This is a genomic window from Acidihalobacter prosperus, from assembly GCF_000754095.2.
GTDB lineage: Bacteria > Pseudomonadota > Gammaproteobacteria > DSM-5130 > Acidihalobacteraceae > Acidihalobacter > Acidihalobacter prosperus.
Genome location: NZ_JQSG02000003.1, coordinates 367,681 through 392,617 on the forward strand (window position 1 = coordinate 367,681; position 24,937 = coordinate 392,617).

General features: G+C 64.8%; 18 protein-coding genes. 12 read left to right on the forward strand and 6 right to left on the reverse strand.

From position 1 onward, the window contains the following. Positions 1-61 precede the first annotated feature (61 nt). Entirely contained in the window at positions 62-2,284 is a 2,223-nt protein-coding gene (locus THPRO_RS08455; protein ID WP_082954541.1) for a TonB-dependent receptor, read from the reverse strand. Between the two features lie 196 nt (positions 2,285-2,480). Here THPRO_RS08455 and THPRO_RS08460 point away from each other — a divergent pair, with 196 nt between their 5' ends. Together THPRO_RS08460 and THPRO_RS08465 are read left to right on the forward strand one after the other, a co-directional pair. Then, positions 2,481-3,197, forward strand: a complete 717-nt coding sequence (locus THPRO_RS08460; RefSeq protein ID WP_065089494.1) for a winged helix-turn-helix domain-containing protein — start codon at positions 2,481-2,483, stop codon at positions 3,195-3,197. Next, positions 3,175-3,834, forward strand: coding sequence for a winged helix-turn-helix transcriptional regulator (locus THPRO_RS08465; protein WP_052064360.1), 660 nt, complete (start codon positions 3,175-3,177; stop codon positions 3,832-3,834). Before THPRO_RS08460 ends, THPRO_RS08465 begins: the two co-directional genes overlap by 23 nt. 485 nt (positions 3,835-4,319) lie before the next feature. Here THPRO_RS08465 and THPRO_RS08475 read toward each other — a convergent pair whose 3' ends face one another. Both THPRO_RS08475 and THPRO_RS08480 read right to left on the reverse strand, forming a co-directional pair. After that, positions 4,320-5,402, reverse strand: a complete 1,083-nt coding sequence (locus THPRO_RS08475) for an IS5 family transposase (protein WP_038094256.1) — start codon at positions 5,400-5,402, stop codon at positions 4,320-4,322. Positions 5,403-5,625: 223 nt separating this feature from the next. Next, positions 5,626-8,031: a TonB-dependent receptor gene (locus tag THPRO_RS08480; RefSeq protein WP_065089495.1), complete on the reverse strand. Its 2,406-nt coding sequence runs from the start codon at positions 8,029-8,031 to the stop codon at positions 5,626-5,628. Between the two features lie 460 nt (positions 8,032-8,491). Here THPRO_RS08480 and THPRO_RS08485 point away from each other — a divergent pair, with 460 nt between their 5' ends. Continuing rightward, the gene (locus THPRO_RS08485) at positions 8,492-9,247 is read left to right on the forward strand and encodes a winged helix-turn-helix domain-containing protein (RefSeq protein ID WP_052064149.1); all 756 of its coding nucleotides are present in this window, start codon (positions 8,492-8,494) and stop codon (positions 9,245-9,247) included. 14 nt (positions 9,248-9,261) lie between these two features. On the opposite strand, the gene THPRO_RS08490 is transcribed toward THPRO_RS08485, so the two are convergent. Together THPRO_RS08490 and nhaD are read right to left on the reverse strand one after the other, a co-directional pair. Further along, the gene (locus tag THPRO_RS08490) at positions 9,262-11,988 is read right to left on the reverse strand and encodes an EAL domain-containing protein (protein ID WP_052064148.1); all 2,727 of its coding nucleotides are present in this window, start codon (positions 11,986-11,988) and stop codon (positions 9,262-9,264) included. A gap of 41 nt (positions 11,989-12,029) precedes the next feature. Beyond that, the gene (gene nhaD / locus THPRO_RS08495; RefSeq protein ID WP_038088138.1) at positions 12,030-13,466 is read right to left on the reverse strand and encodes a sodium:proton antiporter NhaD; all 1,437 of its coding nucleotides are present in this window, start codon (positions 13,464-13,466) and stop codon (positions 12,030-12,032) included. Between the two features lie 145 nt (positions 13,467-13,611). On the opposite strand from nhaD, the gene THPRO_RS08500 reads away from it, so the two are divergent. The 5 genes from THPRO_RS08500 (at position 13,612) to THPRO_RS08520 (ending at position 19,252) form a co-directional block, all read left to right on the forward strand. Beyond that, a complete protein-coding gene (locus THPRO_RS08500; RefSeq protein WP_065089595.1) occupies positions 13,612-15,438 on the forward strand; it encodes an SLC13 family permease in 1,827 nt (608 codons plus the stop codon). Positions 15,439-15,581: 143 nt separating this feature from the next. Further along, positions 15,582-16,472, forward strand: a complete 891-nt coding sequence (locus THPRO_RS08505) for a phosphoribulokinase (RefSeq protein WP_038088237.1) — start codon at positions 15,582-15,584, stop codon at positions 16,470-16,472. A 90-nt stretch (positions 16,473-16,562) separates the two neighbouring features. Beyond that, positions 16,563-17,003 carry a hypothetical protein gene (locus THPRO_RS08510; RefSeq protein ID WP_038088136.1) on the forward strand — a complete coding sequence of 147 codons (441 nt, stop codon included), beginning with the start codon at positions 16,563-16,565 and terminating at the stop codon, positions 17,001-17,003. Between the two features lie 61 nt (positions 17,004-17,064). Next, entirely contained in the window at positions 17,065-18,183 is a 1,119-nt protein-coding gene (locus THPRO_RS08515) for an FIST signal transduction protein (RefSeq protein ID WP_038088133.1), read from the forward strand. Positions 18,184-18,214: 31 nt separating this feature from the next. Continuing rightward, positions 18,215-19,252, forward strand: coding sequence for an NADP(H)-dependent aldo-keto reductase (locus tag THPRO_RS08520; RefSeq protein ID WP_038088130.1), 1,038 nt, complete (start codon positions 18,215-18,217; stop codon positions 19,250-19,252). Positions 19,253-19,289: 37 nt separating this feature from the next. Here THPRO_RS08520 and THPRO_RS08525 read toward each other — a convergent pair whose 3' ends face one another. Then, on the reverse strand, positions 19,290-21,311 hold the full coding sequence (locus THPRO_RS08525) for a HAMP domain-containing methyl-accepting chemotaxis protein (protein WP_038088127.1): 2,022 nt from the start codon (positions 21,309-21,311) through the stop codon (positions 19,290-19,292). A 164-nt stretch (positions 21,312-21,475) separates the two neighbouring features. On the opposite strand from THPRO_RS08525, the gene THPRO_RS08530 reads away from it, so the two are divergent. From THPRO_RS08530 to THPRO_RS08545, 4 genes are all read left to right on the forward strand, one after another. After that, complete coding sequence (locus THPRO_RS08530; RefSeq protein ID WP_065089496.1) at positions 21,476-22,276, forward strand: TatD family hydrolase; 801 nt, start codon at positions 21,476-21,478, stop codon at positions 22,274-22,276. Between the two features lie 2 nt (positions 22,277-22,278). Continuing rightward, positions 22,279-23,064 (forward strand): tRNA threonylcarbamoyladenosine dehydratase, encoded by a 786-nt coding sequence (locus THPRO_RS08535; RefSeq protein ID WP_052064146.1) that lies wholly within the window; start codon positions 22,279-22,281, stop codon positions 23,062-23,064. Between the two features lie 166 nt (positions 23,065-23,230). Next, positions 23,231-24,157: a sulfite exporter TauE/SafE family protein gene (locus THPRO_RS08540; RefSeq protein WP_038088124.1), complete on the forward strand. Its 927-nt coding sequence runs from the start codon at positions 23,231-23,233 to the stop codon at positions 24,155-24,157. After that, a complete protein-coding gene (locus tag THPRO_RS08545; RefSeq protein WP_038088121.1) occupies positions 24,154-24,936 on the forward strand; it encodes a TIGR02186 family protein in 783 nt (260 codons plus the stop codon). Before THPRO_RS08540 ends, THPRO_RS08545 begins: the two co-directional genes overlap by 4 nt. The last annotated feature ends 1 nt before the right edge of the window (position 24,937 follow it).

Sequence of the window (24,937 nt, forward strand, 5' to 3'; positions counted from 1 at the left end):
CCTCAAAAAGAACGGGGCACATCCCTGTGCCCCAATGGAGTCATCATGTCTTCTTGCGAAGTCAGAACTTGCTGGACACGCTCAGTTCCATGCTGCGCGAGGGCAGCGTCCAGTACAGCGGGGTGTTGGCCCCGCCGGTGTAGCCGGCCAGGTTGATGATGGTCTTCTTGTCCAGCAGGTTGTCGATCTTCAGGCGCACGTCGACCGGGTGGGCCAGGCCGGCGTCGAGCTTGTAGCCCAGCGACAGATTCGCCACCGAATAGGCGTTGATCGGTTGGGTTTCGCCGCTGTCGCCATAGCTCGAACCCACATACTTGTCGAGCAGCGAGCCGTACAGGGCACCGTGGTTGTAGACCACGCCGACCACGGCCGTCGTCTTCGGCACGTTGGCGATCCACTGATGGGTGGTCTTGGTCTTGGCGCTGTTGAGGCTGCCGTTGACGTAGCCGCTGAAGCCGCCGCCCACGTAAACCGTGGCGCTGCCCTCGACACCCTGGTAGATCACGCCGCCCTGGTTGTACCAGACGGTGTTGCCGGCAACGGTGCGCGAGGCCACCGAGTTGTTGAAGTCGATGTAATAGACGTCGCCGGAGAGCGCCAGCTTCCGCGTCTGGTAGGCCGTACCCGCCTGGTAGTTCATGGTGGTCTCAGGCTTGACGCTGTTGATGCTGGAGTTCGGGTCGGCGGTGTAGAACAGGTTCAGGTTCGGTGCCAGGAAACCCTTGGCCACCTGGCCGTAGGCCGTCCAGTGCGGCGCGACCTGGTAGTGCAGCGCAACCGACGGGATCGCGTCGGACCAGGTCTTGGACACGGTCGCCGGCGCATTGGTGGGTCCCTGGTTGACCTGCGCGTCGAGATAGCGCTTGAACCAGGCGTAACGCACGCCAGGCGTCAGCGTCAGGCTCGGCGTGATGCGCCAGTCCAGTTCGAGGTAGGGCTGGGCCGAATCCAGGGTGTCGTACATCAGACGGTCGGTGGCGCCGAAGGGACCGGCCTTGCCGGCATTGATGTTGAGCGCGCCGCCCAGGGTCCAGTCGATTTCGTACTGGCTGCGGGTGTTCCACTGGTGGTCGAACCACATACCGTACTTGAGGTCGCCGATGGCGATCGGCTGCACGAATCGCAGCGTGTCGCCGACACTCTGGTAGACCATGGTCATGCGCTGGCCAGGCACGTCGTTGGCGTACAGGGTGGTGCCGTATTGCGCGTCGAGGGCGTTGCCGATGTTGGTGCCGTTGGGCGTTTCGCCGTTCGGGTCGGCGCCGTTGTAGCCGGCATGGTTGTAGCCGTAGGTGTAGAGCTTGTTATCGACCCGGATGCCGTCGCCCAGCACGGCGCTCAGGCCGATGTAGGCCATGTAGGTCGAGATCTTGTCGTAGTTGTAGCCGTAGTAGTTCTGCTGGGTCGGGTCGTTGCTCAGGCCGTAGTTCCAGCCGTATTTCCTGATCTGTGCCATGGTCGCGCCGATCGGCACGTTCTGATGGATATCGTTGTGCATCGCCACGAAGGTCAGCAGGGTGTTGTCGCCGATCGGGCGCAGCACCTTGAAGAAGTAGTTCTGGCGCTTCTGGCTGCTGTAGGTCAGATAGCCGTCGCTCGACAGGTTCTCGATGTCGAGAAAGGCGCGCGCGTCGTGGTAGTGCTGCATGTTGCCGGTATCGAACTGCAGCCCCTGCACCTGCGTGTTGAAGCTGCCGGTGGACAGCGTGGCGACGAGACCGGGTGCCGCGCTCGGCATCTTGGAGCGGATGGCGATGGTGCCGCCGAAGGTCGCGTCGCCGATGGTGCTCGCCGAGCCCGGACCGCGGTCGACGTTGACGTGGCCGATGTCGTTGGCCATGAAGTAGTTGGTCGAGTGGTGCGTGAAGTCGTTCGAGTCGCCCCACGGAATGCCGTCGAAGGTGACATTGAACTGACCGTCCTGGAAGCCGCGCAGACTCAGGAACTGGGATTCCATCAAACCGGGGCCGTTGGGGTCGGTTACCGCAACGCTGGGCGACACGGCCGCGATCGAGCCGTAGTTTTCGCTCAGCTGCACGTTGTTCTTGATGTAGTGGTGCGAAATCACCGCGGTCGGCTGCGTGGCCTTGAGCGGGGTCTTGCTCGGTGCCTGGTGCGGCGCGGACTTCTGACTCTCGGCGGACGCGGTGCTGCCGTTGCTCGCGCTCACGGTGCCGAGATTCAGTGCGTCGGCATGGGCATTGCCGATGCCGCCGGCGAGGCAAAGGCCGCCCACGGCGGCGAGATGCACCATGCGGGCCAGGTACTTGCGACGAAACTCCATGACTTGCGCTCCTGTTTTTTTTGAATCCGGGTATGGATGACGGGGGCCGCAAGTCTCGGAGATAAGCTTTACCAATAACCTTTCAGGAACCTTTACGATATTTAACTTGTCCCAGATCGTGCTTTACATTCATCCGCTTACGCGTTTGTTTCGCGGCGGTGAAATTTTTGTTCCGCTTTGATTTCAGGAACTCTCGATGCGCTGGATTCTGGTGGCGGGCAACGGCCCCCGAGCGACAGCGATCTCGCGTCGGCTGCGCCATGAAGGCTTTCGCGTCAGCGCCGTGGACGAGCCGGGCCAGGCCGTTGCGGGCCTGTGCGCCCGCCCGCATGAAGGCGCCCTGTTCGTCGGGCTGACGCCCGCGCACGCCGCCTCGCTTTCCCGGCTGGCCCGGGCGGCGCTCTCGGCACGCGGCGCCCGCTCCATCCCGATGATCGCCGTATGCGACACCGCACCGGACGCGGCCGCGGCGGACGGGCTGCCGCTGTTCTGGCAGGCCGGCGCGGCCGACGAATCCCTGCTGCTCGCGCAGCTGCGTGCCCTGCTGCGTCGCGCCGACGGCTACCCGCGGCACCATCGCTTCGGCGCGCTCGGACTCGATCCGCAGCGCGCGCGCGTCAGTCTCGACGGCCAGTCCATCGCCCTGCGTCCGATGGAATTCAGGCTGCTCAACCTTTTGATAGAGGCTCAGGGCCGTCCGGTGCCGCCGACCATCCTGGCCGGCAGCCTGTGGCCCGATCGACCCTACTGCCGCGAACGGCTGGCGGTGCAGTTGCATCATCTGCGCCGCCGGCTGGGCGGCAAGAGCGCCCCAGTTCGCGTACAGCGCGTCAAGTCGCTCGGCTACGCGCTGGCCACCCGCCGGATCAGTCCCAAGAGGCCCGATACCCATGCAACTCCTCCTGCTCTGTGAGCCTGGACACTCTCCCCGGCGTCTGATCACCGCGCTGCGCACGCGCTGCGAATCCATCAACGAAAGACCCTGGCCGGAGGCCGAAGACGATGCCTGGCCGCACGCGGAGGCGGTGATCATGCATGGCTTCGACGACCGTGTGGTCGAGCACGTTGCCGCTGCGCGCGCACGCGCCGGCAAGGCTGCGCTGCTCGTGGTCGCCCCGCTCAGTCACAGCGGCCGCCTGGCCGCACTCGAACATGGTGCCGACGACTGTTTGCCGGACGACACGCCCGGTCAGACCCTGCATCAGCGCCTGCTCGCGCTGCATGCGATCACGCCGGCCGCGCTCAACGAGGGGCACTGCGTGGTCGGCGATCTGCGCATCGGCCTGTCGTCGGTGGATGTCTGGCGCGGCGACCGACACCTGCGCCTCGGCATGCGCGAATATCAGTTGCTGCGCCTGCTGGCCCTCAACGCCGACCGCACCCTCAGCCGCGGAGAACTGGTCGAGCGCGTCTGGGGCATCGAGGCGGACCCCAACGACAATGTGCTGGACGTCTATGTGCACCGCCTGCGCAGCAAGGTGGACAAACCTTTCGCCAAGCCGCTGATCCAGACCGTGCGCGGCATCGGCTACCGCCTGGCCGAAGACTGAACCCCGCGCGGGCCTCCCGCCCCAAGAAGCGCGGGCCGTACGTTTCCGGTACGGCCCGCGAATCCCCGTCATCACGGAGTCATGACGCCTGAAACCGAGGGTGCGCCGACACGTACCGCTCGCGCAGCGCCCCCGGACCCACCAGGATGGCGCCGGCGCTGTTGCCGCCGGAACAACCGCTGCCGGTGGTGTGTCGGATCGGGGCGAACGCGTACCCAACTGACTGTTCACGCCCCGTGTGCCCCTGCGCCACTGCCATGCCTGCCGCCCCGAGCCACACCGACAGCACTCGACAAGTCTGCGCATAAACCATACCGCCCATCTTTCAGATTCCTTAACAGGCTGTTGAAAATTCCCCCGATTTAGCGGTTATCATGTTGATCAGGGTCCATTGGCGACGTGCCCCTTCGGATCTGGGGCCTGATTTTTCCCGAAAACAGCCCAAATCCCGATCTCTGGGCGCACCGATCCCTTGATGTGTGCCTTCAACATGCTGCCAGTCCCAGATTGCGCATCCGCACCAGGTTGTAGGCCGCCGCGCTGAGCACAAACTGGAAATCCAGTTTCTCGCGTCCGACAAACCGACTTTTGCGCAGACCCGCAATGGTCTTGAGCCAACCGAAGCATTCTTCGATCCGCTTGCGGATCGTCAGGCTGGTTCGGTAACCGGGATGGCCGATGGTGCGCCCGTCGATGGCCGAGCGGCGCCCGGCCGTGTTCTGAGCCACATGCGGCGTGACGTTTCGTCCACGCATCGCCGCCACAAAGCCTTGCGTGTCATAGTTCTTGTCCGCGCCCAGCGTGATCCGGTGGCTCCCGCCGAGCGCGTCGACAAGCTCGACACCGGCCTCGCGCTCGGCCGTGCCGGTGGCCTGGCTCGTCTGCGACTCGACGATCAGGCCGTGGCGGTTTTCCATCAGCAGGTGTCCGAGGTAGCTGAGCTTGGCGGTCGTGCCTTCGCTCTTGCGATACAGCAAGGCATCCGGGTCGGTCCTGGAGACGTGCGTTTCCCGACACCGCTTCTGCCCGCGAAAGTCCACCGTGGGATTGCGCCCGCCACCGCTCGGCGGCGCGTCCTCGTCCCGGGGCCGGTAGCTCTTGTGCGAGGCCAGCGCTTCGATCAACGTGCCATCGACGCTGAAGTGTTCGCTAGACAGCAGATCGGCCGCACGGGCCTGATCCAGCACCCGGGCGAAGAAGGTGCGGGCCACATCGCCTGCAAGCAGGCGGTCACGGTTCTTGGTAAACGTGGAGTGGTGCCAGACCGGATCGTCCATGGAAAAGCCCACAAACCAGCGAAACAGCAGGTTGTAGTCGATCTGTTCGACCAACAGGCGTTCGCTGCGGATGGTGTAGAACGCCATCAACAGTTGCGCGCGCAGCAGCTTCTCCGGCGGGATCGAGTCACGGCCCATATGGGCATACAGCGCATCGAAGTCAGCGTCGAGTTCTTTGAGCGCTTGATCGACCATCCGCCGGATCGGGCGCAGAGGATGGTCCTTCGGCACCCGTTGCTCCGGGCTGACCGTGCTGAACAGCCCATCCTGATGTATGTCGGCACCGCGCATCGGCCACAACCCTCACTCAACAATACAAAACCAATCTTCCGGGTTTACAGGACTTTTTCAACAGCCTGTTAAAGGCGATTTCAGAAAAACACGCAACGATATGAAAATAATTATTTTTTTATGAACTGCCACTGTTTGTGAATTTCCAATTTCAGCATCGTGAATGCGGTCACGCACCAGCCTGCGCGGCGGCGACGCAACAGCGCCCCGCCGCCGCACCGACTCAGAAATGCGCCTCAACGCTGGCGTAATACGCGCGTGGCGCACCAGGCTCGGCCAGTAGCTGGCCGGCGATGCCGTAGTAACCGCCGCCGGAAATATACTCGTAGGCGTTGTATTTCTTGCCCAGCAGGTTGGTCACATCGAATCGCAGCGACAAAGACTTCATGCCGGCGAATCCGACCTGGCGCCCGAGGACGATCTTGAGTCCGGCATTCCACAAACCGAAGGCAGGCAGTTTTTGCGTGGTCGGCGCCCCGGTATTGTTGTTGTAAATGTACTGGGCACCGGTGTAGTTCCACCACAACCGAGGTTTGTAGATCACGCCCTCGCGGTAGAACTCGTCGAAGACGCCCGCATTGACAGTGTGATCCGGCACGTTGGAGATCGGCTTGCCGTTATACGAGCCATGACTGGGGCTGACGTAATTCGAGTACACCGCACGCTCGATGCTGAGATTCGCGAACAGATGCAGGCTGTAAACGGGATTGTCGACGAACGACAGATTGACCCCGTCGAACGTCGACGAACCGGACGCGAACAGACTGTAGGCATGACTCACGACCGGAATCGGAATGATCTCGTTGGTGTCGTCCAGATGATAGTAATTGACGCTGAGCAGGGCATTGCGCAGGTAGCCGTCGTGCGGCAGATAGGCCTTGACCCCGATCTGGTACTGGGTCGACTTCTGTGGCTTGAGGGTCGAAACCAGGAAATGCGCGTAGGTACCGGTCGCACCCGCCGGAGAACGATATCCGGTCGCGTAATTGGCATACAATGCGAGTTTTTTGGTGATCTTCCAGTTGGCGCCAATGGAGGGTTCTACCTCGGTGAAACTGGTTTCGGAGTTCGGCTGCGTATCGCCGTTGTTGCCGATCGCATATTGCACATTTATCGGAAAAGCAGCGGCTGCATTGTTGACGAAATTGGATTTGAAATTCACCACGCGGATACCGGGCGTGATGCGAAAACGGTCCGTCGGCTGAAAATCATCCTGAACGAATGCGGCAAGATCGGTTTCGTAGAGATACGAGCTGTGGAAATGATGCGGCAGAGAAAGACTATGGTAGAGCGTCTGACCATTCACATTGACGGTCTGCGTTGGATTGTAAAAATCCAGCAGCGAGTAATACTGATTGTTGACGAAATAGCCGCCAACCGAAACAAGATTATGGTAGGGCAGCGCGAAGCTCAGATATAGCTTGTCGCCATACGTATGGCTGGTCGCATTGTAATACTGGTAAAGCACGCTCGGTGACTGACCGAGATTGTTGTAGTGCAGATGAATACGGTTGCCATAACGGTAGAACAGCATATTGTGCAGATGCGTATCCTGCGTGAGCGCGTCCTCGAATTTAGAATAGATCAGAGTCGTGTTGACGAACGCGCGTTTCCAGTAGGTCGACTTGGGCAGCGAAGTGTAATAGCCAGTGGTCGACTGACTGTAGACCGGCCCCGGTATCGGGTTCCCGGTATTGGGATCGACGCCGTATATCGTGACGTTGCTGTTGGGACTGACCGGTATGGGTACCGGCCGATAGGCCACCGAATGCGAAGTATAGGCGCCGAAGCTGAGATGACCGCCGTTGAACGTTTTGGTCGTCTTGGCGTAATACGCGTAGTTGTTGGCCGGATTGTTGAACCCGTAACCGTTGACGAAATTGCCGCTGCTGCCGACACCACCGGCCACCACCGTCGACCAACCGTCGATACTGCCGGATTGTGCGCTGAAATTAGCGCCCTGGGTGTCGAAACTCCCCACGAAGCCGCCGATCGTGACGCCAGGTTTCGCGCTCGGCTGCAGCGGCATGAAGTTGACCGAGCCGCCGATATTGTCGTACCACCGGTTGACCGGATAACCTGGCCCATAGGTCACCGAAATCCCCTTGAACATGGATATCTGCGGCACCTCGGATGCCTGCCAGACACCATAGGCGGGATCGATCATCGGCACGCCGTCGAAGGTCACCATCACCATGCCGTCGTTGGCGTTGCCGCCGATATTTCCCCATCCGGTCTTCATGCCGTTGATGCTGATGCTGGCGCGCGGCGCGCCGCTGGGGCCGTCGTTGAGGACGTTCACGCCGGGCGCCTGTTCAAGCGCCTGACCCGCTCCCATGCCCGGACCGACCGTATCCAGCTCCTGCTTGCCGATCACCTTGACGGACTGGGTCGAATCGAAGATGTGCTTCATGCTCGGCAGCTTGCCCAGGGTGTCCAGTGGGCTGAGGCGATCGCTGACGACGCCGACATTGTATACCGGCGAGGAAGCCGATTTAGCCGTGTCGCTTGCTGATGCCGCCTCCTTGGGCTGTGTGGTTGACTGGGCCGGCGCCGCCATGGCCACGACGGGCATGGCAGCAAGAATCGACAGGGCCAGCTGATTCCTCCTGAAATTCCTGAAACGCATTGCAAACTCCTCGAAACGCGGTCGATGATCGTGACCCCCATGCAAGACACGGCCGGCATACCCGAAAGCAAAGCCCGATCCGCGTCTGCTGCCGACCGATCGCCCACTCTAACGACCATTTGCACGCAGATAATTCGTCGTATCGGCATGCGCCGATACTGCTTGCGGACAACGCTCCGTTTTCAGGCCTGCGCCATGCGTAACCCATACCGCCGTTATCGAGATTGCATCCATGCGGCCATCAATCGTTTATATGAATGAACCGAAACGATTCCCACGAACCCCTGTCATAGCGACTCGTGACCGGCGAGAGCCAGTTTGCTGAGCGAGGCGTGTTGGCGCCTTTCATTTACCTTAAAAAACATTGCATCGAAGGAGATAAATTCATATCTATCAATGATTTGAATATTAAATTTCATTTTAATGAATATACCGTTAACCTTTTATTAAGGTAAAAAATATGCGCTGGATATTGATTTCAGGCGATAATCGCCAGGCATTTGCCCTGCGCCAGCTTCTGATCAGGGATGGCTTTAAGATCGCGCATGCCAAGTCGCTGGAACACACGCGAGAGCAACTGTCGACTCGCGAATTTTCAGCGATCCTGATGTCGGGTTTCGGACATGCCGACGTCCGCGCCTGGGCGCAAACCGTCGAACGGGATCTGGCGGGGCGGATCAATGGATGCACGCCGGTTTTCTTGCTGCGGTCTGAAGCGCACTGCGATTTGTATCACGTCAACGGATGGGCCCCGGTGTTTTGCACGCACGAGGACATTTCGAACGACGAAATACTGCTGCGTGTGCGTGCATTGCTCCGCCGCGCCGCCGGTTACCCGAATCACAGCTACATCGGGCCACTCGGCCTCGACCCGCTCACGCATCGCGCCTACCTCAACGGCTGGCCGATTTCCCTGCGCGCCAAGGAAATCGAGCTGCTGCAGGTGCTATGCGATCATGGCGAACGGGCGGCCTCGTACGAACAGCTGGAGGCGCTGCTCTGGGACGGCCGCTCGGGCGCGCGCGCGCGGCTCGCCTCGCAAGTGCGGAACCTGCGCGCCTCGCTGACCCGCCAGGGCGTCCCCCTGACCATCCGTAATGTGAAGGGATACGGCTACCGCCTGGTACAGCCAGGCAACGCGCCCCGAATCCGCCGGCCCGCGGGACGTGTCGCCCAACGCGGCGCGCGCGGCGAGGCGAGCAGCCAACTGCCCTGAGCCGGGGCGGCGCCTCAGTCGTCCAGCGGCGAGCCGCCGCCAGCGATCCGCCGCACCAGGTCGAGCAGGGCCTCGTCCAGCGTTTGCGCGCATTGCTGCAAGGCCCCGACGGCATGTGCCAGCTCGGCACGCCCACCCGCCTGCCATGCCTGCACCGCGGCGGCCGCCTGCTCATGCAACGCGTGGTGCAGCTGCCGCAGCGCGTCGAATCCGGGCTGGTGTCGGTGGCGGCTTCCGGCTCCGTCCAGCCAGTGACTCAGGCTGCAGTGCCGCTCGTCCACGCTGTCGTGAGCCGCCAGCATAGGGTGGTCCTCGCTGCGCGGCACGGCCAGCGCGCCGAGCAATTGCGAAACGCCGTAGCGATGCGCCGTGCGCGCCATCAGCAACGGCAGATCCTCATGCGTGAACCACACGCTTTTCTCGCCGCCGGTCCATTGCGGCGGCGGCAGCCAGGCGTCGGCCCATGCCGTCAACGCGTCGGCCGGCAGCGGATGGCTGATCAGATAACCCTGGGCCACCTGACAGCCGAGCTGCAGCAGCAGCTCGCCCTGCTCCACCGACTCGACGCCCTCGGCAACGACGTCCAGATCCAGCAGTCGTGCCGAAGTCAGCGTCCCCGCGATGATCGCAAGAGCCCGCGGCTCGACGAGCAAGCGGCCGACAAAGCGCTGGTCGAGCTTGATCTGATTGGCCGGCAGCTCCTGCAGATAGGTCAGCGAGGCATGCCCCGTGCCATAGTCGTCCAACGCGACCGCAAGCCCGCGCGCGCGGCAGGCGGCGAGCGCGCGGCGCGTGCTTTCGAGATCGCGCAGGGCCGCCTGCTCGGTGACCTCAATCTGCAGCCAGGCCGCGGCTGCCGGATGCCGCGCCAGCACTTCGTCGACGTCTTCGATGAACGCGGGGTCCAGCAGATGCTGGGCACCGATATTGACCGAGACATACCATCGGCGCCCGGTTCCCAGCCAGTGGTCGATCTGGCTCGCAGCCGCCTCGAGCATGTGCCGCCCAAGCTGTCGGATCAGCGGTGCCCGCTGCTCCACGGCCTCGATAAAACCAGCCGGCATGCGCAGCTCGCCCTGCCGCAGCCAACGCACCAGCACCTCGACGCCCCAGATCTCGCCCGTCGACATGTCCACCTTGGGCTGGTAGTGCAGCACCAACTCGTCACGCGCCATCGCCTGCAGGAATTCCCGCTGCAACAGATCGATGCGCTGCAGGTGGTCCTCACGGTCGCGCTCGAACAGGCGGTGAACGCCGCGACCGGCGTCCTTGGCCTGGTAGAGCGCGATGTCGGCATGACGGATCAGATCCTGCGCATCGACGTCGTCGAGCGGGTAGAGCGTCAATCCCAGGCTGGCGCCGACCTGAACCTGCTCGCCGTGGATATGAAACGCCGGCGTGAAGGCTTGCTGCACGCGTTCAATCACCACCTCCGCCTCTTCGATCGTGCGCAGGTCGGGCAGCAGCAGACCGAATTCGTCGCCGCCGAAACGCGCCACCGTATCGCCCTGCCGCAGGGCCGCCTGGACACGCGTGGCCACCTCGCGCAGCAGGGCGTCGCCGCTGGGATGCCCCATGCGGTCGTTGACCGCCTTGAAGCCGTCGAGATCGATCATGCCGACGGCAAGCATGCGATCGCGGCGCAGGTTCTGCGCCATCGCATGGCGCAGACGGTCCATGAACAGCCCGCGATTGGGCAGCCCGGTCAACGGATCGCGCAAATGGCTCTCCTTGAGCCCAAGCAGCACCTGCCCCAGCCGCGCGAACGCGCCGAAGGGCGTCAGGTCGATATGGTCGAAGTACCAGCTGCGGTCGGAATAGACCACGCCCACACCGCGCAGACCGCCGACCCGGCCGAAAGGGAAGATCGCCACGGCTTCGATGCCCTGCCGCCAGGCGCACCAGCCCGGCACCGCCTGGCCCTGGCAGGTGAGCACCTGCAGGCGGTTTTCGTCGAGCGCCCGCCACAACGGATCGGCGGGATCGTAGTCCACCTCCACCGTCTCCCAGAGCTGGCGCCGGCCGGCACCGGCATAGGCTCGGATCGGCGTGTGGGTGTCTTCGATGAGACCGAACCAGACCGCTGGCAGATGGCGCGAACGCGTGACCAGCTCGGTGCAGATGCTCGCCAGCACGTCTTCCGGCGCGGCCAGATCGGCGAGCTTGAGCGTGGTCTCGATCAGCGCCTGGGAAATGGTCGCACGCTCGGTCATGGTCTCGTTGTGGATCGACTCGAAGCCCGCGAACTGCAACATGATGTCGGCCAGCAGCACGCGGAACACGGCCGAGCGCAACGGCGGCCGCTCCTCCAGCGGCAGTTCGCGGATGCGTGCCTCCAGATGATCGAGATAGAGGCTGAACCCGCCCGCCACCCAGACCGGCGAGACCTCATGGGCATAATGCGCCCGCGCGACACGGCCGACGGAACGGCCGGCGGTCTCCGGCCAGTCGGCGATCAGGCCGCGCAGGTGCCCGGCCTGGGCCACGGTAAGTTCGTGCAGACGATCCGGCCCCAGACGCTCGAACAGCACCGAGGTTTCGGGATAGGAGAGCAGGTAGTCGTAAAAGCGCTGCGAAAACGTCTCGGCGTCGGCGGTCAACAGCGGGGCATGGCGGGCAAGCAGGTCGAGCGTGTCGTCGTCCAGTCGGATGAAACGTCGCACGCGCGCCAGCAGATCGCGCCAGCGCGCATCGTCTGCCGATTCGCGTCGCCTACCCCGCGAAGTCTCTTCATTCGACATAGCCTGCCTCCCCGTTCATGCGCTGTGCACCCCGCCGCCGCTCAACCGCCGCCGGCGGGCAGGCGCATCAAATCGGCGTTGAGCCACAGATGCACCAGGATGCCGGCGGCATAACCCAGCGCCACCGCCCAGGTCCAACGCAAGTGGGCGAAAAAGGTGTAGATGCCCCGGGCCTGCCCCATCAGCCCGACACCGGCTGCCGAACCGACGGACAGCAGCGAGCCGCCCACGCCCGCCGTCAGCGTGACCAGCAGCCATTGCCCGTGCGACATGTCCGGCTGCATGGTCAACACCGCGTACATCACCGGGATGTTGTCCACCAGCGCGGACAGCAGGCCGACGATGACATTGGCGGGCGTTGCGCCGAGTCCCGCGTACAGAGCCTCCGACACCAGGGCCAGGTAGCCGAGGGCGGCCAAGCCGCCGACGCACAGGATTACGCCGTAGAAGAACATCAGCGTATCCCACTCGGCGCGCTGGAGCTGCTCGAACACGTCGAACGCCTGCGCATGCCCGTTGCCGCCGTTCATGCCGGCCAGTTCGCGGCGTTCGCGCATCTTGATGCGGTAGCCGTAGAGCTTGAGCAGACCAAGACCGGCCATCATGCCCAGCATCGGCGGCAGATGCAGATACTGATGGAAGACCACCGCGCTGGCGATGGTGACGAAGAACAGCAGGATCACCGTCACGCCGCCCGGTCGCAGCACCACCTGCTCGGTCAGCGGTCGCGGCCTGCCGCGCGGCACGGCGAAGGACATGATCGCCGCCGGCACCAGCCAGTTCACCAGCGCCGGCAGAAACAGGTCGAAGAACTGAGTGAAGGTGACCATATGGCGCTGCCAGACCATCAGCGTGGTGATGTCGCCGAAGGGGCTGAACGCGCCGCCGGCGTTCGCCGCGACCACGATATTGATGCAGGCGAGTACCACGAAGCGGGGATTGTCGCGCGCCACCGCCATCACCACCGCGGCCATCAGCAGTGCGGTGGTGAGATTGTCGGCCACCGGCGAGATGACGAAGGCCAGCAGGCCGGTGATCCAGAAGATGCTGCGCAGGGAAAAGCCGCGCGACACCAGCCAGGCGCGCAGCACGTCGAACACTCCGCGCTCCTGCATGGTATTGATGTAGGTCATCGCGGCCAGCAGGAACAGCATCAGCTCGACGTATTCAAGCAGGTTTTCGCGGATCGCCTCCTGCGGCAACGTGGTATTGCCATGCGCGGCGTAGGCGAGCGGCACCAGCACCCAGATCGCCGCGGCGGCGATCATCATCGGCTTGGACTTGCGCAGATGCAGCGCCTCCTCGGCCACCACCAGGAGATAGGCAAGCACGAACACCAGCAGGGCAGCCATGCCATACCAGCTGCCGGTGAGATCCCACGCCGGTGGCGGGCTGCCGGCGTTCGCCCAGGCAGCCGTGGGCAGCAGCAGGGCCGGAGCGGCGGCGAGTGCGCGGGCGAATGCTGACAGTGGCTTCATGACGTGGACCCGTAAGCTCGGCAAGGCGGATACCGCAGCCGCCAAATCCGCCGAGACTACCATCACGCGCCAAGACGCACACCCCCGGCGGCGCGGCGCGGCGGTGTGGGCTATGCTGGTGTCGAAGTCGACCCGGGGGAATCGCATGACCGAAGCCATGAGCCTGACGCCCGCCATGATGGTGGTGCTCGGCCTGCTCGCCTTGACCGTACTGCTGTTCGTGACCGAAATCGTGCGCGTGGACGTCGCCGCCGTGCTGATCATGGTCCTGCTCGGGCTGCTCACCCTGGTGCCCGGGCTGGAAAAACTGACCGACCCGAGAAGGCTGTTCGAAGGCTTCGCCAGCAACGCGGTCATCTCCATCATCGCGGTGATGATCATCGGTGCCGGACTCGACAAGACCGGCATGATGGGACGTCTCGCGGGCACGATACTGCGCGTGGGCGGGCGCACGGAACGGCGCATCATCCCGCTGATCTCGGGCGCCGTGGGCCTGATCTCGAGCTTCATGCAGAACGTCGGCGCCGCCGCGCTGTTCCTGCCCGTGGTCGCGCGTATCTCGGCGCGCACCGGCCTGCCGATGTCGCGCCTGCTGATGCCCATGGGTTACTGCGCGATTCTCGGGGGCACCGTCACCTTGGTCGGCTCCAGCCCGCTGATCCTGCTCAATGACCTGCTGCCACCCGGCGTCGCCCGCTTCAAGCTCTTCGAAGTCACGCCCGTCGGCCTGGCCCTGGTCGCGGCCGGCATTCTCTACTTCGTACTCGCTGGGCGCTACGTACTGCCGAGCAACGACACCCCCGGCGCGCGCGGCACCGACGTGATGGGCTATTTCCGCCGGCTTTACGGGCTCGATCTGGCCGCGATCGAGGCGCGCGTCAGCCCCGAAAGCCGACTCGCCGGCCGCCAGGTCGGCGAAATCGAGGAAGGCGACGGCATCCACATCATCGCGGCGCTGGTCGGCGGCACGCCGATGATCGCGCCGCCGCGCGACGTGACCATCGAGGCCGGCACACACCTGGTGCTGATGATCGAGCGCACGCGGCAGGTCGCCTACCTCGACGAGACCTCGCTGACGCCGAAACCCGAACTGGACGTCTTCAACGACCTGCTTGCGCCCACCCGCGCCGGCGTCTGCGAGGTGGTCATCCCCACCCGTTCGCGGCTGATCGGCCACAGTCTGCGCGAACTGTGGATGCGCAAGACCTACGGCCTGGCCGTGCTGGCCATCCACCGCGGTCGCGAAACCCTGCGCGAGGGCCTGCGCGACGTCGAACTTCAGCCCGGCGACACGCTGGTCTGCCACAACACTTGGGAAACGCTCGCGCGCATCGACCACGACCGCGATTTCGTGGTGGTGACCACCGAGTACCCGCACGAGGAGGAGCGTCCGCACAAGCTGGGCTTCGCGCTGTTCTTCTTCGCGCTGGCGATCGGCCTGGTGCTGTTCTCGCCGCTGCGCCTGTCGCTGTCGCTGATGGTCGGCGCCATCGGCATGGTGATCTCCGGCGTGCTGCATATGGACGAGGCCTACAAGGCGGTCGACTGGAAGACCGTGTTCCTGCTTGCCGCGCTGATCCCGCTGGGCATGGCCATGGAACAGACGGGCACCGCCGCCTGGGTCGCGGCGCAGACCCTGCAGCTGCTCGGCGGCGCGCCGCTGTGGGTGATCGAGGCCATGGTCGCGGTGCTCGCTACCGTGTTCACGCTGGTGATGTCCAACGTCGGCGCCACCGTGCTGCTGGTGCCGCTGGCCATCAGCATGGCCGTCGAATCCGGCGGCGACCCGCGCCTGTTCGCGCTGATCGTGGGGCTGGCCACCTCCAACTCCTTCATCATCCCCACCCATCAGGTCAATGCCCTGATCATGGGTCCCGGCGGCTACCGGGTGAAGGATTTCCTGCGCGCCGGGGGCATCATGAGCGTGCTGTTTCTAGTCGTCATGCTGGTCATGCTCAACCTCGTTTTCTGAACGGCCTTCTCGCGCCGCGCCATTATCCCCGCTAGAATGCGATGGTTTTGCGCGGCGACGCCGTGGCGCAGCGCCCTGCGGGGCGGCTGCCCGAGCGCGGTTCCGGCCGACGGATTTTCCCTACGAGTAAAGGAGTCACCGACATGTCCAAGCGGCACCCCGTCATCGCGGTCACCGGTTCGTCCGGGGCCGGCACCTCCACCGTCAAGCGCGCGTTCGAGCACATTTTCCATCGCGAATCGATCAAGCCCGTGATCATCGAGGGCGACAGCTACCATCGCTACAACCGCGTCGAGATGAAGGCGGCGATGAAGAAGGCGGCCGAGGCGGGCAACAACCACTTCAGCCACTTCGGCCCCGAGGCCAATCTCTTCGATAAGATAGAGGAAACCTTCCGCGCCTACGGCGAATCGGGCACCGGCAAGAAGCGCTACTACCTGCACAGCGACGAAGAGGCCGCCGAACACAACAGCCGCCTCGGCAGCGCCCTCAAGGCCGGCGAGTTCACGCCCTGGGAAGACATCCCCGAAGGCACCGACCTGCTGTTCTACGAAGGCCTGCACGGCGGCGTGCGCGACGGCGAGATCGATGCCGGCCGTTTCGTCGACCTGCTGATCGGCGTGGTGCCCATCGTCAACCTCGAATGGATCCAGAAGATCCACCGCGACAAGGCCGAGCGCGGCTACGCGCCGGAGGCCACGGTGGAAACGATCCTGCGCCGCATGCCCGACTACGTGCGCTACATCACGCCGCAGTTTTCGCACACGGACATCAACTTCCAGCGCGTGCCCCTGGTCGACACCTCCAACCCCTTCATCGCGCGCGACATCCCGACGCCGGACGAAAGCCTGGTCATCATCCGCTTCAAGGATCCGGCCAAGTTCAACGTCGACTTCAGCTACCTGCTGGCGATGCTGCAGGGCTCGTTCATGTCGCGCCGCAACGATCTGGTCGTGCCAGGCGGCAAGATGGGCTTCGCCATGGAAATCATCCTCGGCCCCATCATCGACCGCATGCTCGCAGAACGCGATTGAACGGTCGCCGGCCGCGCCGGCCGGGGCAGGGCTGAGATACGTGACCTCGGGTGCTATCATGCTCCCGAGGTCACGCCACGCCCGGAGCCCATGCCCCTGCGATCCACCGGTTCTCCCCTGACGCGATTCCGCGCGCGCTACCAAGGCCGCGTGCTGATCGTGCACCAAGGCTTCCCGCCCGACTGGCTGGCGGAGCTGCTCAAGCAACCCGGCGGCGGGGGCCATTTCCGCATCGATGTGCGCCACTTCGGCGAAGGCGATCCGACGCCGGTCGAGTGGCTGGTGCGCCAGCATGTGTTGCCGCTCTCGCTGCCACTTCCGCTGTTGATGCGCGTGACAGACGAGGCGATCTTCCTGCGTCATCTGACGCGCGGCGAGCAGCCGGTCCATCCCAGCGAAATCTTCTGGTTTCTGGAGGAAATCGCCAAACGCCATCACGCGCGCCTGCGCCCCGACGGTGCCTCCCTCGAAGCGGAAACCGGCATGCCGTTGACCGACAACGAGGCACGCGCCATGCTCGACAGCCTGTAGCGTCGGCAATCGCCGCGCCCAACCGCTCATCGCCACAGCCGACGGACCGAATCGACGCCCCATGGAACGCTTCGCACTCGCCCACACCACCGGCATCGACCCCGAACAACTGATCGCCGACTGCGCACGCCAGCTCGGCCCGCTGCCCGATTCCGCCAGCCTCGGCATCCTCTATCTCACCGACGCACTGGCGCCGCGACTGGATGAACTGGTCGAAGGCCTGCGCGAGGTGACCGGCGTGCCGCACTGGGTGGGCACCGTCGGCGTGGCCGTCAGCGTCACCGGGTTCGAATATTACGACGCACCCGCGCTGTGCGCGCTGGTCGGCGACTTCCCGCCGGAAAGCTTCCGCATGATGCCGCTGATCGACAGCGACCCCGCGCACTACCTCGCGCTGCACCGCGACTGGCTTCAGCGCGAGGAAACCATGGTGGCGCTGGTGCATGGGGATCCCACCAACCCGCGGACGCCTCAGCTCATCGGCGCACTGGCCGACGCCGTGCCCAATCTGTTCATGTTCGGCGGCATCACCTCCAGCCAGGGCGATCACCGCCAGGTCGCCGATCTGGTGGTGGGTGGCGGCCTGTCGGGCGTCGTTTTCGGGCCGGAAGTCGGCCTGGTCACCGCCCACACGCAGGGCTGCACGCCCATCGGCCCCCGTCACCGCATCACCCGCAGCGACCGCAACCTTGTGATCGAACTCGATCACAAGCCGGCGCTCCAAGTAATGAAGGCCGACATCGGCGAGGTACTCGCGCGCGACCTCAACCGCGTCGGCGGCTACATCTTCGCCGGCCTGCCGGTGCCTGGTAGCGACGACGACGACTATCTGATCCGCAACCTGGTCGGCGTCGACCAGCCCCGTCAGATCGTCGCCATCGGCGACTACGCCGAGGAGGGCGGCGAGCTGATGTTCTGCCGGCGCGATGGCAACACCGCGCGCGTGGATCTGCAACGCATGCTCGGCGACCTCCAGGGACGCATGAACAGCTCGCCGCGCGGCGCGGTCTACATCTCCTGCGTCGGCCGCGGCCGTTACCAGTTCGGCGACGACTCCGCCGAACTGCGCATCATCCAGGACGCGCTAGGCGACGTGCCGCTGGTCGGCTTTTTCGCCAATGGCGAGATCTTCCGCAACCGGCTTTACGGTTTCACCGGCGTTCTCACCCTGTTTCTCTGACTCATCGCCCACGCACCCAAGGAGCCCCCGCATGCAACATCGTCCCCTGGGACATACCGACCTGTCGGTCAGTCTGATCTGCCTCGGCACCATGACCTTCGGCGAGCAGAACACCGAAGCCGAGGCACACGCACAGCTCGACCGCGCCCTGGCCGCCGGCATCAATTTCGTCGACGCCGCCGAGATGTACCCCGTGCCGCCACGCGCGGAAACCCAGGGACGCACGGAGTCCTACATCGGCAGCTGGCTCAAGAAGACGGGGCGTCGCGACGACATCGTGCTCGCCAGCAAGGTGGCCGGCCCCGGCAATGGCCTCGGCTATCTGCGCGGTGGCCCGCGCCTGACGGCGACCCACATCGCGCAGGCCGTCGAGGACAGCCTGCGCCGCCTCAACACCGACGTGATCGACCTCTATCAAGTGCACTGGCCGGACCGCAACACCAACTTCTTCGGCCAGCTCGGCTATACCCACGACCCCGACGAGGACGCCACCCCGATCGAGGAAACCCTGACCGCGCTGGCGCGCCTGGTGGAGCAGGGCAAGATCCGCCACATCGGCCTGTCCAACGAAACGCCCTGGGGCGCGATGCGCTACCTGCACTTGGCCGAAACCCTCGGCCTGCCGCGTCCGGCGAGCATCCAGAACCCCTACAGCCTGCTCAACCGCAGCTTCGAGGCGGGACTCGCCGAAGTGGCGCACCGCGAAGGCCTCGGCCTGCTGGCCTATTCGCCGCTCGCCTTCGGCGTGCTCAGCGGCAAATATCTCGGCGGCAAGCGGCCGGCCGGTGCGCGCATCACCCTGTTCGAGCGCTTCCAGCGCTACAACGCACCCTATGTCGACGGCATCGTGGCGCAGTACGCCACTCTCGCGGCCGAACACGGCCTGAGCCTCACCCAGATGGCACTGGCCTACGTCAACAGCCGCGGCTTCGTAACCAGCAACATCATCGGCGCGACCACGCTGGAACAGCTCGACGAGGACATCGGCAGCGCCGAGATCAACCTCGACGACACGGTGCTCGCAGCCATCGAGCGCATACACGAGCAGCACCCCTACCCCTGCCCGTAATGACTTTGCGTATCGCGCCGCCAGGGCGCGATACGCATCAGGCGATGCGGAACTGCCCCACCAGCCGCTGCAGGCGCTGTGCAATATCCGCCAGCTGGGCGCTGGCGGACTCCAGTTGACGCGTGCCGGCCGCCGTTTCCTCGGCGATGCCGTTGATGGCGACGATATTGCGGTTGATTTCCTCGGCAACGGTTTGCTGCTCGGTGGCCGCGGTGGCGATCTGCGCGTTCATATCGGTGATCGTGGTGACAGCGGTCGCGATGTCGCCCAGGGCGCCGCGCGCCTGCGTGGCCTGGACGACCACCTCGCGGGCCGCCTCTGCGCTCTGGCCGATGGTGTCCACGGCGTCGTGCGCGCCCCCCTGCAGACGTTCGACCATTTGCTGAATCTGCCCGGTCGCCTCCTGCGTGCGCGAGGCCAGGCCGCGCACCTCGTCCGCGACGACCGCGAATCCGCGTCCCTGCTCACCGGCACGGGCCGCCTCGATGGCGGCGTTGAGCGCCAGCAGATTGGTTTGCTCGGCGATACCCTGTATGACATCCAGGATTTCGCCGATGCGTTCACTGTCCTTGCCCAGGCGGTTCATCACCCGGCTGGCGTCTTCCACCCGCGCCGCGAGCGACTCGATGGCGCGCGTGGTGTCGTCCACCACCCCGCGGCCGCTGCGCGAGGAATCGCCGGCGCGCTCGGCGGACTGCGCCGCCTCCGCGGCGTGTCGCGCCACCTCATCCGCACTGGCGGCCATCTCGGTGATCGCCGTTGCCAGCAGCCCGCTCTCGTTCTGCTGGCGCGCGGCGCCGCCGTGGGTTTCGCGGGTGATGTCCTCGACCCGCCCCGCCGCAGCACCCAGTTCGTCGATCGAACGGGCCACCTGCACCACCAGGGTCTGAATCTTGCCTACGAAGGTATTGAAGGCCTGCGCCAGATCCCCAAGCTCGTCGCGCGCGTGTGTTTCGATGCGCGCGGTAAGATTGCCCTCGCCCTCGGCGATGTCGCGCAGGGTGGCGACGGTCCGGTTGAGCGGACGCGTGATCGAGCGTCCGATGGCCCAGGCGGCGATCAGGCCCAGCAGCAAGCCGAGTCCCAGCAGCAGACTGATGGTCAGGCGCGTCTGGGCGACGTTACCGATCAAACGCTGGCTACCTTCCAGCGTACGTGCGTTCAGGGCCTTGATCAGGGTTCCCAGCGCCCCCGAAATCCGCTCCTGCAGCGGACCGATGCGGGTACGGATCAGATAGGCGTCGGTACGCCAGCGCGGTCCGCTCTGGATGCGGATCATTTCTTTCAGATGATCGGCAAAAGCCGGGTATTGCCGCTTGAAATCATCGAAGGCGGCCGATTGCTCGAAGGTCATCGAATCCTCCTCCGGCGCCAGCTTTCCGATCAGGGAGCGGATCTGGCCGGTGAAGAGGGTGATGTTGTCGATCTGGTTCTGGCTGCGGAACGCAAGATAGGAACGCGTTTCGTTCATCACGTTGATCAGCGCGTAGCGCAGCGCGTACATCTGCCGGAGCAAGGCGAACTGGTGCGCGTCGGGCACGCCGTCGAAGGCCAGCATTTCCGACACGTCCTGCTGCAGCTGGCGGGCCAGCGGGTTGACGTGATCGTTGGCGTATTGCGCCGCCGGCATATTGGCCAGCTGATCGTCGGCCAGTTTGAGAAGTTCGTCGCGCGAGGCGGCGAACTGCCGCAACTGGGCGATGAGCGACTTCACTTCGCGCGCATAGCGGGGATTTCGCTCGACCAGGTCGGTATGCAGCAGCTGGTCTGCGCTTGCCTGCAGCGCCTCCAGACCGGCGAGATAATGCTCGCGGTGTACCGTTTCCTTGCTGAGCAGATAGTAGCCCAGGGCCGTGGTGGTCTTCTCCAGGGCATGGCGCACGCGCATCGCGGCGATGATGGCCGGCTGGTCCTCCGCCAGCACCTCGTGCAGGTGGTGCTCGGTGACCGAAAAACTGCGCAACGCAGACAGGGACGCCACCAGCAGGATGGCCAGCATGAAGCCGAAGCCGCCCCAAATACGATGTCTGATCTTGAGATGGGCAAGCAATGCGGACACGGGATCCCCTTTGTCGCGTGGCTGGATTATTGTTCTGTCACGGCGCGCAGCCGTGTCTATGCGTATCGACCGGCGGGCGCGCGACTTTAGCGGCCCCATCCGGGGGCGCGCGGGTCCGACGCGAACGCGTTTAAACTATCGCCTCGTCCCAGCAGGTGAATGGCATGATCCCGGCACTCGTCGACTCGCACTGCCACCTGGATGCCCCCGCATTCGACAACGACCGCGAGGACGTGCTCGCGCGTGCGCGCCGCGCGGGTGTGGGCGCGATCATCCTGCCCGCCGTCACCGCCGCCGGCTGGCCGCGGTTGCGCGCGCTGGCTGCGTCGCACGCGGGACTGTATCCGGCCTACGGCCTCCATCCCATGTTCGTGAGCGCGCACCGGCCGGCACACTTGGACGCGCTCGGCGAATGGCTAGCCGCCGAGCGGCCCGTCGCGGTAGGCGAATGCGGTCTCGATTATTACGTTCCCGGGCTCGACGCCGACGCCCAGATGCGCTACTTCGACGCCCAGCTTGCGCTGGCGCGCGAGCGGAATCTGCCGGTGATCGTGCATGCACGCAAGGCCCTGGACCGGGTCATCCAGCGCATTCGTCGCCAGCCCGGTCTGCGTGGCGTGGTGCACAGTTTCTCCGGCAGTCTGCAACAGGCGATGCAGCTTCACGACGCAGGATTCTGCGTCGGCCTCGGCGGCCCGCTGACCTACCCTCGCGCCCAGCGCCTGCGCCGCATCGCCGCGGCGCTGCCGCTTGAGGCCATCCTGCTTGAAACCGACGCCCCCGACCAACCCGGCCATGCACACCGCGGCGAGCGCAACGAGCCGGCCTTCATCCGTGAGGTGCTCGCCGACCTGGCTGCCCTGCGCGACACGGATTCGGGTACCATTGCCGCGGCCACCACGGCCAATACCTGCAGGCTGTTCGGCCTGCCGGCCGCTCGCGAAACCGCCGCCTCGGAATCCTGAACATGTCGCCGGAAATCCCCGCCACTCAAGAACGCACCGCCATCCTCGTCGGCGCCGACGGACTCGCACGCCTGCGCCGCGCGCACGTATTGGTGGCCGGTCTCGGCGGCGTCGGCGGCAGCGCGGCAGAGGCGCTCGGGCGCGCCGGCATCGGCCGCATCACCCTGCTCGACCACGACACCGTCGCGCCGTCCAACCTCAACCGCCAGATCATCGCACTGCACACCACGCTGGATCGTGCCAAGGCCGAGCTGATGGCCGAACGCCTGCACGACATCGATCCCACAATCGAGACGACGGTGCTCACGGATTTCCTGCGCCCGGAAGACACTGACGCGCTGGTCGCGCGCGCGCCCTACGACTTCATTCTCGACTGTATCGACTCGATCGCCTGCAAGGCCGCGTTGGTTGCCGCCGCCCAGCGCGCCGGACGGCCCATCGCCTCCAGCATGGGCGCGGGCGGCCGCCTGGACCCCACCCGCATCCGTATCGTGACTCTCAACCAGACCCATACCTGCGCGCTGGCCCGCGAAATGCGCAAGTCACTCAAGTCCCTGGGCGCGCGACTCAACTATCCGGTGGTCTTCTCGGACGAACCCCCGGTGGTCAAGGGACTGCCGCATCAACCCGTAGGCGGCCCGGCCGGCCGGCCACGCGCGGTCAACGGCACCATCAGCTACATGCCCGCCCTGTTCGGCCTCACCCTGGCCGGCCACGCCATACGCACGCTGCTTGCCGTGGACGTGGACGTGGACGTGGACGTGGACAGCGATAAACTCACACGATAAGCGGGTGGTTTTGATAAATTAATTTAATTGCCGCACAGACTGACTCTCTTTGAAGCGCCACCGCGTTTCCTCTAAGCTACGCGCGCCCTGACCCCGTCGGGCGCCGGCGATCGTCATGTCCGGGACTGCCCAGCGCCGATACCCTGCAGCGAACCCGAGGTAACGCATGGACATCTTCCTGCCCATTGCCCACATGGATGTGAATCTTCTGATCATCCTGTTCTTCGGCGCCGTCGTCGGCTTTCTCTCCGGGCTGGTCGGTGTCGGCGGCGGCTTCCTGATCACGCCCTTGCTGCTGTTCATCGGCGTGCCCCCGCTGGTCGCGGTCGCCAGCGGCGCGGCGCAGATCGTCGGCACCTCCGCCAGCGGCAGCTACGCGCACTGGCGGCTGGGCAACGTCGACTTCCGCATGGCCTTCGTGCTGCTGATCGGCAGCTGGACCGGCGGCGCGGTCGGCGTGCATATCGCCCAGGTGCTGCAGGCCGGCGGCGATTTCGGCACCATCGTCACCTTTCTCTACGTCGGCCTGCTGGGCATCGTCGGCAGCAGCATGCTGATCGAATCGCTCAACGCGCTGCGCGGCGCCTCGAAGGCCAAGGCCCGCCAGGACGAGGCGACGGACAGCAGGGACCGGGGCGGCTGGATGGCGCGACTGCCGCTGCAGATCCACTTCCCGGTTTCGCAGCTCAGGCTTTCGCTGATCGTGCCCATCGTCATCGGTTTCGGCGTCGGCATCCTCACCTCGCTGATGGGCGTCGGCGGCGGCTTCATCATGGTGCCGGTGATGATCTACCTGCTGCGCATGCCGACCAAGGTCGTGGTCGGCACCTCACTGTTCCAATTGCTGTTCACCACGGCCGAGGTCAGCATTCTGCAAGCCGGCGTGAATCATGCCGTCGACCCCTTCCTCGCACTGGTACTGGTCATCGGTTCGGCGCTCGGCACGCAATGGGGCACCAAGCTCGGCGCCCGGCTGCCAGGCGAGCAGCTGCGCCTGATCCTCGCCCTGGTGGTGGTCGCGGTCGCAGTGAAGATGCTGTTCGGGATACTGATCAAACCCCACGACATCTACAGCCTGGTACTTGCCCGATGAAAACGAGACTCGCATTCGCCGCGCTCGCGCTGCTGCCCATGCTGGCTCAGGCTCAGACGCAGACCCAGAGTCCGTCCGCACCGGCCTCCCGGCCGAACTTGGTCACCGAACTGACCCGCGACCACGTCGACATCTCCACGCGCTATACCGGCGACGAAATCACCCTGTTCGGCGCCATGTCCGAGCCGGCGCAGGTCGTGGTCAAGGTAACCTCGCCCGACCAGCCGGTGTCGATCAAGCAGAAAGGCCGCGTCGGGCCGTTCTGGCTGAGCGTGGCCAAATACGACATCGACCGTACCCCCGGCCTCTATTTCCTGCTCTCCTCGGCGCCGGTGGACAAGATCCTGCCGCCCGGCCAGCGCAGCCGCTACGGGCTCGGACTCGACGACGCGATCACCGGCATGAAGATCTCGCCGGCACCGACGGACGCCAAGACCCTGCAGGCCGCCCTGCTCAAGCTCAAGCGGGGTCATCACCAATACGTGGTGGACGGGAATGCCGTGAAGATCCTCGGCCAGCGGCTGTATTCGACCACCATCAAGCTGCCGGCGCAGCTACCGCTGGGCGCCTATCGCGTGGACATCTACCTCGTGCGCGACGGCAAGGTGGTGGCGACCGAGCATCGCAAGATCGACGTTGCCGAGGTGCGCATCGAACATTGGGTATCGAGCATTGCCAACAACCGCTCCTGGCTGTTCGGCATCAGCTTCACCCTTGCGGTGATGGCGCTCGGCCTATTCCTTGGGGTGGTGATGGGGCGGGGCGGCAAGAAGGCCTGAG